The sequence below is a fragment of the Suttonella ornithocola genome, assembly GCF_001889065.1.
Taxonomy (GTDB): Bacteria; Pseudomonadota; Gammaproteobacteria; order Cardiobacteriales; family Cardiobacteriaceae; genus Suttonella_A; species Suttonella_A ornithocola.
Window position 1 is genome coordinate 1 of record NZ_LWHB01000101.1, and the last position, 11810, is coordinate 11810.

Consider the following 11810-nt stretch of genomic DNA (forward strand, 5'->3'; position numbering starts at 1 on the left):
AAATGCAGCCTAATTGATGAAGATGATGAAAAAGCATTAGCAACAGCATTTAAACAAGAATTAGCTGCGCTAGATATTGAGCAAGAAAATATTTCGAATGCATTATCGCAGCATTTAGGTCATTGGATTGCGCAACAGAATAATAGTGAGGCGTATAAGACTTTACTAGATAGGGTAGTAAGGCACTTACCTTCATCTTCAGTGCAAGCTTCTTTGCCAAAGCAATACCAACATATGGCAAAAATGCTTGCACAAAATTTACAAGCTCAACCTTTAGATGAACAGGATGAAACTATTTTAGCAAACGCATTGTTAACTGAAATTGAATCAATGGGTTATTCTAGTGTTGATGCGACATTAAAAAAACAGCTACAAGAACAACTTGGAACCTTTGCAATACAAAGTTCTAATGCAACTGAATATCAGGCGTTGTTATCTAATATTTTATCTAAACTAGAGCAGACTACAGAGAAACCATTAGATTATGAGCAAATGTTTAGTGATATTGAGCTAACAGAGAATACGACTCAAAATCTACAAGACGATAAGCTTGTAGCAAAATTAGCGACCATGGCTAAAGAAATTGCTTCTGATGAAAATATTGATGATATTGAGGTTGATTTATTTCAGTCTCAGTTGCGAGAAGCATTATCGGAAGTGCAAGAAGAAAATGCACTTTATGGTCGTTTAACTAGTCAGTTATCAGAAAAATTATTAGATGATGAGATAGCGCAAGCATTATTACAAACTACGTTAGAAACCTTACAAGAAGAAGCTGATAAAATGGCTTCTCAAACATCTGAAGTAGTAAAATCCGATAATTACTCTGTAGAAGGAAAGGCTTCATCTTTAGTTGCTGGTGAAGACGAGGTGTTTGCTTCTCCGAGAGAAAGCATATTACCTTTATCTAAGCAAGAGATTATTCCTGAAGTAGAACAAATATCTGAATCTCATAAGCCAGTTGCGACTGAAATAATTAATTTATCCAATGATGATACGTCTGATAATGATATTGCTAGTATTTCTGGTGCTGTTGATGTCAATAAAATAGAAGATAGCGAAACGATACTAGATATCAAGGTGTCTGATAATACTGAAAATAATCAAGTTTCTCAAATAGAAAAAAGCGTAACAGAGACAGCTTTTTCAAAGCCACAGATTGATGATATTTCTTCAGAGCCATCTTTATTAGATGGAGCAGAAGCATTGTGGAATAAGGAATATCAAGTTTCTGAGACAGACAAAGGTCTAAGTAAAGCTTCATCAGAAAAGATATCAGAATCGGAGTTTGATGGGGATTTATTAGATATTCAGTCAACAGATAAAAAATTTGCTAATATCAGTAAAAATTTAATAGAGAAGCAATCTGTTGGTAACCGTCAGATAGGTAACGCATTAAGTCAACCAGTGGTAAGATTGAGTGAAGAGTTATCTACGATTGCTCGACATACTAGCTTAAGTGATGCGTTTTCGACCAAATCTGATACTCGTCATCCTGGTATGGCAGCATTTTTAAATGCAATTGACCAATTTGAAACACTTTCTCAACGGGCAGAAAAAGATAGCTCTCCTGAGTTGATAGATGATTTGATAGAATCTGTTTATGATATTGAAGATGTATTAGATACTTCCGCAACACCAGATTGGATTTGGCGGATGCTTGATGCTATTGAGCAATTATTATTGATGCATAAAACACAAGAAGGTGGATTAAGCTTAAATGCGGTTTCAATATTGCGAGAAAGTGCCCAACTAATTGAGCATTATAATAATGACAATGAAACCAGTGCCGAAGAGGCAAATAAAACAATCAATGCGTTGATGTCTGCTAGACAAACACTTTCTAGTCGCATGACTCCAGCATCTCTTGCAGTACCTGCTGTTGCTACAAGCGATGATGTGGTGAGTTCTCAATGGCAACAATCGCATGAATGGACGCTAGATCCAAACGCTAATTCTGAATTGGTTGAAACATTTTTAGATGAAGCAGTGATGCTCTTAGGTAGAAGTCAGCTGGAAATAGAGCGTTGGGACGAGCAACGTGAACAATTAGGGCATTTAGATGTTATTCGTCGCGATATGCATACCCTAAAAGGTAGTGCACGAATGGCGGGTTATTTTGCTATTGGAGATTTAACGCATGCAGTTGAATCTATGCTTGAGAGTATTATTGATGGCTATTCAAAGCCAAGTAATCAGGCAGTTGCTATTCTTAGTGGTGCGATGTGGCAAGCGATGTTAATGTTAGACGCTATTCGCGATGGATATTTACCACAAACAGATCCTTATATTTTAAATAATATCAATCAGTATCTTGGTCTTCCTTTACCTTATCCAGAGGTTGCTGAGAATGAAAAACGAATTAAAGCAGAAGAAAAAGCTGCGCTTAAACAGCCTCAAATAGCCTCGGTTTCTGCACTAGAACAAATACCAGAGCAAGAAGCCATTGTTGATAAATCAGCAATAGAAAAGGTTTATGGTAGTAGCTTTGATGAAAATATTGATCCTGTATTGGTAGATATTTTTAGTGATGAAGCACAAGAGCTTATTGAGCAGGCAGGAGTACTATTAACAGAGGACTTGACCAAGAAATCAGTTGTTGACGAACTTAAGCGTAATATGCATACCTTAAAAGGAGGTGCGAGACTAGTTGGTTTGGTTGCCATTGGAGATGTTTCACATCTTATGGAATCTGTAATAGAGCAGCTTGGCGATGTCAATGAAACTAAATTGCGTCAAGCAAAAACACTTTTAGGACTTGGACATGAAACGCTTTATAGTATGTTGGATAGTGTGTTGCGCCAAGAAATGCCAACACCGGCAGGTGCATTAAATTATTCGTTAGAACAATTTGTTAAAGAAGGCAAATTTACTTTGCCGACATCTAGCGAAATAAAAGAATCTAAGCTTGAATTTACTCAACAAGATAAACCAGAATTAGAAACGTCTTTTCAAAAACTGCAAGAAGAGAGCAATATACCGTCGCAAACTTCTGAAATGGTATCAGAAAGAGAACTGCTTTCCGAAAAAATAGAAGAGAAATTGTCTGTAACAACAGATCTAGATGAATCAGCGTCTATGCCTTTGGATAAAGATTCGTCAGAGATTTCTTCTCATCAGGAATCTACTATTACAAAAGAAAATTTTTCTTCTGTTGAACCTACCCAAACCCAAGTTGAAGAAACAGCTTCTCAGGAAGAAAAAATACCAGAACCTTCTATTGCTTCTGAAGTTCAACGTTACGTAAGGGTAGATGCTAAGTTATTAGATGAAATGATTGCCATGGTTGGTGAAACCGCCATTATACGCTCTCGAATTGAAAATATTTCTTCAGAATCAGAGTTTAACTTAACAGAGCTAACACGTATCGCTACTCGTATTGATGAACAAATGCGTCGTTTAGATAATGAGACAGAAGCGCAAATGTTATTCCGTAGGGAAGCTCAAGAGCATGATGATGAGCATTTTGATCCGTTAGAAATGGATCGTTTTAGTGAAATTCAGCAGCTTTCTAGACAGTTAGCTGAAGCTATCAATGACTTGAAGAACGTTCAAGATACATTGGCAACAGAAAATACTCTGCTAAGAAATCTTTCTAGTCAGCAAGGTGTTATTCAAAGAGGTTTGCAAGAACGTTTATTGACAACGCAGCTTATTCGATTTGATGTTAACGAAGCACGTCTAAAGCGCTTGGTTCGTCAAACGGCAAAATCTGTTGGTAAAGAGGTTACTTTAATTTTAGAAGGTGGAGAGGTAGAGCTAGAGCGACGCTTGATTGAAGATATATTGCCTGCTATTGAACATATGATTCGTAATGCAATTGGGCATGGTATTGAACCTGAGAAAGAAAGAATAGCAGCAGGTAAACCTCCAATTGGTGTTATCAAATTATCTATCATTGCTAATGCTTCTAACGTAGAAATCCGTATACTTGATGACGGTCGTGGATTTGATTATGAGCGGATTAAAGAAAAGGCAAGAGAAAAAGGGTGGCTAAATCCTGATAAAGAAAATGATCATCAGTATCTTAATAGTTTATTGATGCGTTCAGGCTTTTCTACTGCGAAGACGGTTACGCAATTATCAGGTCGTGGCGTGGGTATGGATGTAGTTAATGAAATGATAAAACAACGTCGTGGTCAGCTACAAGTAGATTCTATACCCGGTCAAGGAACGCAGTTTGTTATTACAATGCCTTTCTCAATGAGTATCGCAGAAGTTCTGCTAGTAGGTATTGCTGGACAAACTTATGCTGCACCGATGAGCGCAGTTGCTGCAATCAGTCAGCTTAGCCGTGAAGAGCTAGAACGCAGTTATCAAGGTGAGGAAACTTATCACCACTATAATGGTATGGATTATCGTATTTATATTTTAGGAAAATACTTTAATCCTAATGAGTTTGAGTGGGAATTGGAGACAGAAAGTGTTCCGGCATTATTTGTAAATGCTGGTGGAGAACCAGTCGTGCTTTATGTCGATCATATTGGTAATCGTTTAGAAATTATTGTTAAGAACGTTAACCGTCAGGTACTAAATGTACCGGGAATCTCAGGAGCAACTATTCTTGGAGACGGCGATGTTGTTCCTGTATTGGATTTATTAGATTTATCTCGTAGAATTAATGGATTAGGTGAAAGTGAAGATGCTGTTACTTATGAGGAGCCACAAGCGCATCATATTTTAGTAGTGGATGATTCTGTAACGATGCGTAAAGTTTCTACTCGTTTATTAGAGCGTAATGGTTATGTCGTAGAAACAGCCAAAGATGGCTTAGATGCGATAGAGGTCTTGACAAGATTTACCCCAGATTTGATTTTATTAGACATTGAGATGCCAAGAATGGATGGCTTTGAGTTTGCTAGCCATGTAAGGCAAAATAGTGAACATAAAACAGTGCCTATTGTGATGGTTACCTCAAGAACGGGTGAAAAACATCGTGAGCGCGCTGAAGAAATTGGGGTGCAAGGTTATCTTGGAAAACCTTATCAAGAAGATGTGTTGATTGAAACACTACAATCATTGATTGGAGGAACGGACGCATGACTGATATTGAAGTAATCTTAATTCCTAGTGGTGGTGAAGAGTGGTTAGTTTTTCCACAAGCTATTGTAGGGAGAGTTTATCCTTATGCTCCTGCATTATCAGCTGAAAATGTGAGTGAATTCATAGTTGGAAGTATGTTGGTTCAAAATGAGAAAATGCCAGTTTTAGATTTTGTTTTTACTTCTAAGGAAGTTCCTTATGAGGAAACTTATCGAATTATTTTAGTTTCAACAATTACGGATAAATCTAATTATCGGCGCTATGCTGTAATTAGCTATGGTGAACCAATTTTAATAAAACTTAATGAAAAAGAAATTACAAAACTCAGCGATGGCAATCATCGTTTTATAGCACAATATGTTTCAATAGCTAATCAGAGTGATAAGAAGATTGCTTTGTTAGATTTACCACTATTTGAAGCCGAACTACGAATGAGATAAAAATGAACCCAGATTATTTAGATTTTGAACAACCCATTGCTGAATTAGAATATAAATTAACCGAATTACGCCAATTTGGTGAGCAGTCAGAAATGGATTTAAGTGATGAAATTTCTCGTCTTGAAGCAAAATCCAAAAGTCTAACAAAGAGTATTTTTGAAGATTTAGATGACTGGCAAATTGCACAAATGGCTCGTCATCCACGTCGGCCATATACGAAAGACTATATTAAACATATTTTTACCGATTTTTATGAATTACACGGTGATAGACATTATGCTGATGATGCCGCTATTGTAGGGGGGATGGCTCGTTTAAATAATCGTAGTGTCATGATTATTGGACATGAGAAAGGTAGAGATACCAAATCTAAAGTTAAGCGTAATTTTGGGATGCCGCGTCCAGAAGGCTATCGAAAAGCCTTGAGGCTAATGAAATTAGCAGAAAGATTTAATATTCCTGTTATTACGTTTATTGACACTCCCGGCGCTTATCCTGGGATTGGTGCGGAAGAAAGGGGGCAAAGCGAAGCTATTGCTCGTAATCTATATGAAATGGCGATTTTAAAGATACCTACGATTGCATGTGTCATTGGAGAAGGGGGATCTGGTGGTGCTTTAGCAATTGGCGTTGCAGATAAAGTGATGATGCTGCAATATAGTATGTATTCGGTTATTTCTCCAGAAGGTTGTGCATCTATTTTATGGCGTGATGCAGCAATGGCTGCAGACGCAGCACAAGCGATGCAAGTAACTTCTACACATTTACAAAAACTTAAGTTAATTGATGAAGTTATTGAAGAACCACTTGGAGGCGCACATCGCGCACTAGATGAAATGAGTGCTAAGTTAAAACAAATCTTTTTAGAAACATTAAAATCTTTAGATGCTATGTCAATAGAAGAAAGAATTAGTACTCGTATTGAAAAAATACGAGATTATGGAACTTTTGAAGAGGAGTAATAGTCAATTTTTCTTCCTTTCCTAATAAATAAAGCACTCAATCCGAGTGCTTTATTTATCTTTATACAGCTTGAGATCTTTGCAAAATTCCGTTTTACACTAAATTTTGCTACTAGTAGAAAAATTAATACTACGATTTTAATATATTTTCAAAATTTAAAAAATTGAAATTTCTCTATTTTATGTTTTTTTGCAAAGGTCTCAGCTTATAACATTATGAAACAACAAGCGCTTTCTCTAGAAAAACTATGGCAGTGGCAAGCGGAGTATGTTCCAAGCCACTATTTACTGGCTTGTAGTGGCGGTAAAGATAGTATAGCAATGTTATCTTGTCTTGCTACAGAACAAGATAGGCTTAAAGCGCCATTATCTATCATTTATATTGATCATGGTTGGAATTCATCTTCTGTACAGTGGGGCGAATGGGTTGCCCAAATAAGCCGAGATTTTGGATTCCACTTTATCAATGAAAAACTATCTTTTTTAGAGAATAAGCGTAATGCAGAAGCAATAGCTAGAAAAGCACGTTATGCTGTTTTTGAGGAAAAATTACTTCCAAAAGGCGTTTTATTAACGGCACATCATCAAGATGATCAGGCTGAAACATTATTGTTAAATCTTTTGCGTGGAAGCGGTATTGATGGTTTAACCGCGATGCCAGAAAGGAAAGTTTTTGGTAGAGGAGAACATTGGCGTCCATGGCTGAGTATTCGACGTGCCACTATCGAAAAATATCTTCAACAACATTCGTTACAAGCGATTGAAGACCCTTCGAACGCTGATATTTCTTATCGTCGTAATTGGTTAAGGCATAAAGTTTTTCCGCTATTGAATGCGGGATTTCCTAATGCTACGGACAATATAGCGAGGAGTGCTAGTTTATTAGGGGAGGTAAGAGCGTTTACTGAGCAAAGTTTGGATGCTATTTTGTATCCTATTAAAGAGAGATTATCGGTTTCTCTTTTAGCGCAATATTCAGAATCTCAGAAAAAATTATTGATTCGCCGTTGGTTATCGCATCATAGTCTTCCTATGCCGTCTTTTGAGCAGTTGCAAGAATTCTTAAGACAACTAAGCGAAAGTATTGACGGACAAGCACAAATTATTTTTAGTGGACTGTATTTATTTGCCTATCAAGGGAATATTTATTTTTTAGAGGAAGTATTCTCTACAAAGCTTCCTGAGGTTCGAGCAGATGCTATTTGGTCTGGTATAGGGAGAATTAAAATTAAGCAGGCGCCTTTTCCTTTAGAGGAGTGTCGCTGGGCATTATATCCGCCGGGGGAAAGATTTCGTCCATGCTCTAAGTTACATCATAAGTCTTTAAAAGAATGGTTTCGTTTATATCAAATTCCTCCGTTATTAAGGCGTCGTATCCCTTTGCTTTATTGGAAAGAACAGTTGGTTTGGGTAGGGGAGATTGGTAATGCCAATGGTTTTGAACAGCTAGTCATTGAGTGGAAAAAAACGGGCTATGCTGATACTATTAGCCGATAATTTCATGGTTTGGATGTTTGCATGACAAAATTCGTATTCGTCACAGGCGGCGTTGTCTCTTCTCTTGGAAAAGGCATCGCCGCCGCTTCTTTGGGCGCTATTTTAGAATCGCGTGGCTTACGGGTGACAATGATTAAGCTTGATCCCTATATCAATGTTGATCCCGGCACAATGAGTCCTTTCCAACATGGGGAAGTCTTTGTTACCCATGATGGCGCAGAAACTGATTTAGATTTGGGACATTATGAGCGTTTTGTAAATATGCGAGCGACACAGTTTAATAACTGCACAACGGGTCGAATTTATTCTGAAGTCATTCGTCGAGAGCGTCGAGGAGATTATTTAGGTGCGACAGTGCAAGTTATTCCTCATATTACTGATGCCATTAAATCTTATATTTTGAGAGCAGCCGAAGGTGCTGATATCGCTATGGTTGAAATTGGCGGAACGGTTGGGGATATTGAATCTTTGCCTTTCATGGAGGCGATTCGTCAATTAGGAACGCAACTTGGCAAAAATCGCACGATGTTTATTCATTTAACATTAGTGCCTTATATTCCCGCAGCAGGCGAGCTTAAAACAAAACCTACACAGCATAGTGTAAAAGAGTTACGTTCTATTGGTATTCAGCCAGATATGTTGATTTGTAGAGTAGATCGCGAAATTCCAGAAGATGAAAGACGTAAGATTGCTTTATTTACCAATGTGCCTGCTGAGGCAGTGGTTAGTGGACTTGATGCTGAAACGATTTATGAAATTCCTATGCTATATCATGCGCAAAAGGTTGATGAGTTAGTCGTTCAACATTTTCATTTAGAGGTTCCGCCGGCAGACTTATCAGAATGGGAAAAAGTTGTAGATGCTATTAAAGAAAAGCAAAATGAAGTTACTATTGCCATGGTTGGGAAGTATGTAGATTTAACAGATGCATATAAATCTTTGAATGAAGCATTAAATCATGGTGGTATTCATGCTGGTTGTCATGTCAATATCCGTTATGTTGACTCTGAAGATTTAACTAAACAAGGCACAGGGCTATTAGCAGATGTTGATGGCATTGTTGTCCCTGGTGGATTTGGTAATCGAGGAATTAACGGTAAAATTTTGGCCGTTCAATACGCCCGAGAAAATAAAATTCCTTATTTAGGTATTTGCTTAGGAATGCAAATTGCCGTTATTGAATATGCTCGTCATGTCGCCGGAATAATGGGTGCCGGTAGCACGGAATGGGATGAAAAAATAGAAGATCCTGTCATTGCATTAGTGACTGAGTGGGTGAATGAGCGAGGAGAAAAAGAGCAACGTGATGCGCAAACAGATTTGGGTGGCACAATGCGGCTTGGTGCTTTACCGGCGCGGTTAAAATCAGGTAGTAAAATTGCGAAAATTTATCAAGGCGAAATGATGAATGAAAGGCATCGTCATCGCTATGAAGTAAATACGCATTATGAAAAATTACTTGAATCTGCAGGTTTGCAGATTTCAGGGCGTTCTGTTGATAATGATTTGGTAGAGGTGATTGAGTTACCAGAAACCATTCACCCTTGGTTTGTTGCGTTACAATCTCATCCAGAATTTACCTCAAATCCTCGTAAAGGACATCCGTTATTTGAATCATTTATCCGCGCGACAACTACTTATCAGAAGGAAGCAAAATCATGAATTTATGTGGATTTGAAGTTGGTGCAGATAAACCTTTATTCTTAATTGCTGGTCCTTGTGTGATTGAAAATGAAAAGCTAGCACTAGAAACCGCTGAAACATTAAAAGAAATTACAACAGAAATTGGCATTCCATTTATTTATAAATCGTCTTTTGATAAAGCAAACCGTTCCTCAGATAAAAGTTTCCGAGGATTAGGAATGAGCAAAGGACTTAAAATTCTTGCAAAAGTAAAAGAAACTTTTAATGTTCCTGTTTTAACAGATGTGCATGAATATACACCATTAGAAGAAGTTGCTTCTGTGGTAGATGTTTTACAAACCCCCGCTTTTTTATGCCGACAAACCGATTTTATTCAAAACGTTTGTAAACAAGGCAAGCCAGTTAATATCAAAAAAGGACAGTTTCTTGCGCCTTGGGATATGAAGCATGTTGCAGAAAAAGCAAAAGCTACCAAAAATGATAATATTATGTTATGTGAAAGAGGTGTATCATTCGGGTACAATAATCTTGTATCTGATATGCGCTCCCTTGCAGTCATGAAAACATTCGATTGTCCAGTAGTGTTTGATGCCACGCATTCTGTGCAATTACCTGGTGGGCAAGGTAGCTCAAGTGGAGGACAAAGAGAATTCGTCCCCGTATTAGCAAGAGCTGCGGTTGCAGTGGGAATATCAGGAATATTTATGGAAGCCCATCCAGATCCAGATAAAGCCTTATCGGATGGTCCAAATGCAATTAAATTAGGCGAAATAAAATCTCTTTTAAAAGAACTTTATGCGCTTGATAAATTGGTAAAAAGTTTTTAAACATAGGAGAAAGCCATGAGTGCGACTATTGAAAACATTAAAGCCATTGAGATTTTAGACTCACGTGGTAACCCAACGGTACAAGTTATCGTAACTCTTTCTGATGGTGCTATTGGTAAAGCAGGTGTTCCATCTGGCGCATCAACCGGCTCTCGCGAAGCATTAGAAATGCGTGATGGCGATAAAGGTCGTTATATGGGGAAAGGGGTTCAAAAAGCGGTTGCTAACGTCAATGAAAAATTTGCGCCTGCTCTTCAAGGTAAATCAATTGATGATTTAAAAGCTTTAGATAAAATCATGCTAGAAATGGATGGCGATGCCTTTAAGAAAAACTTAGGTGCAAATGCGATTCTTGGCGTATCTTTAGCTTTAGCGCATGCAAAAGCAGCAAGTTTGAAAAAACCTTTATACGAAGTATTGCATGTGACTGATGATTATGTATTACCGGTTCCAATGATGAATATCATCAACGGTGGTGAGCATGCTGATAACTCTGTTGATATTCAAGAGTTCATGATTATGCCTGCTGGCTTCCCAACCTTTAGTGAAGCTTTACGTGCAGGCGCAGAAATTTTCCACACCTTGAAAAAAATTCTTCATGAAAAAGGACTTAATACTGCCGTTGGTGATGAAGGTGGATTTGCACCTGATTTAGCATCAAACGAAGAAGCTTTCAAAGTCATTATGGAAGCGATTGAAAAAGCAGGTTATAAAGCGGGCGAGCAAGTCTATTTAGCGATGGATGCGGCTTCTTCAGAATTTTACAAAGACGGAAAATATGTCTTAGCTTCAGAAGGTAAAGAATATACTTCTGAAGAATTCGTTGATTACTTAGCTGGTCTATGTGAGCGTTATCCAATTGTTTCTATCGAAGATGGTTTAGATGAAAGCGATTGGGATGGTTGGAAAATCTTAACTGAAAAATTAGGCGGCAAGGTTCAATTAGTAGGTGATGATTTATTCGTAACCAATACGACTATTTTGAAAGAAGGAATTGAAAAAGGTATTGCTAATGCCATCTTAATTAAGCCTAACCAAATTGGTTCATTAAGCGAAACCTTAGAAGCCATAAAAATGGCAGATGATGCTGGTTACGCAGCAATTGTTTCTCATCGCTCTGGTGAAACAGAAGATACAACAATTGCTGATATCGCAGTTGCAACAACAGCAACACAAATTAAAACTGGCTCACTTTGCCGTTCTGACCGTGTAGCAAAATACAATCGCTTACTCACCATTGAAGCAGAGTTAGGCGATAAAGCAAAATACGGCGGCAAAGCAGCTTTACTTGGCAAAATTAAAAACTAATTAACGCGTATGTTAAATAAACGTCTCCTGCCTTATGGTATCTTGATAGCTATTGCGATAGCTTTGGGGGCGTTTAACTATTATCTTTG

At 37.8% G+C, this 11810-nt stretch carries 7 protein-coding genes; all 7 read left to right on the top strand.

Annotated elements, in window-relative coordinates; translation table 11 throughout:
• The coding region (locus A5N85_RS08155; protein WP_143143223.1) for a hybrid sensor histidine kinase/response regulator at positions 1–5043 on the top strand (5043 nt) is incomplete at its 5' end.
• Positions 5040–5483 (top strand): hypothetical protein, encoded by a 444-nt coding sequence (locus tag A5N85_RS08160; protein WP_072576790.1) that lies wholly within the window; start codon positions 5040–5042, stop codon positions 5481–5483. The genes A5N85_RS08155 and A5N85_RS08160, both read left to right, overlap by 4 nt.
• Before the next feature lie 2 nt (positions 5484–5485).
• Positions 5486–6445 carry an acetyl-CoA carboxylase carboxyltransferase subunit alpha gene (locus A5N85_RS08165; protein ID WP_072576791.1) on the top strand — a complete coding sequence of 320 codons (960 nt, stop codon included), beginning with the start codon at positions 5486–5488 and terminating at the stop codon, positions 6443–6445.
• Between the two features lie 216 nt (positions 6446–6661).
• A complete protein-coding gene (gene tilS, locus A5N85_RS08170) occupies positions 6662–7942 on the top strand; it encodes a tRNA lysidine(34) synthetase TilS (protein ID WP_072576792.1) in 1281 nt (426 codons plus the stop codon).
• A 21-nt stretch (positions 7943–7963) separates the two neighbouring features.
• Positions 7964–9604 carry a CTP synthase gene (gene pyrG, locus A5N85_RS08175; RefSeq protein ID WP_072576793.1) on the top strand — a complete coding sequence of 547 codons (1641 nt, stop codon included), beginning with the start codon at positions 7964–7966 and terminating at the stop codon, positions 9602–9604.
• A complete protein-coding gene (kdsA, locus tag A5N85_RS08180; RefSeq protein ID WP_072576794.1) occupies positions 9601–10413 on the top strand; it encodes a 3-deoxy-8-phosphooctulonate synthase in 813 nt (270 codons plus the stop codon). The genes pyrG and kdsA overlap by 4 nt, the downstream gene beginning before the upstream one ends.
• A gap of 15 nt (positions 10414–10428) precedes the next feature.
• The gene (gene eno / locus A5N85_RS08185) at positions 10429–11721 is read left to right on the top strand and encodes a phosphopyruvate hydratase (RefSeq protein ID WP_072576795.1); all 1293 of its coding nucleotides are present in this window, start codon (positions 10429–10431) and stop codon (positions 11719–11721) included.
• Positions 11722–11810: the final 89 nt, after the last annotated feature.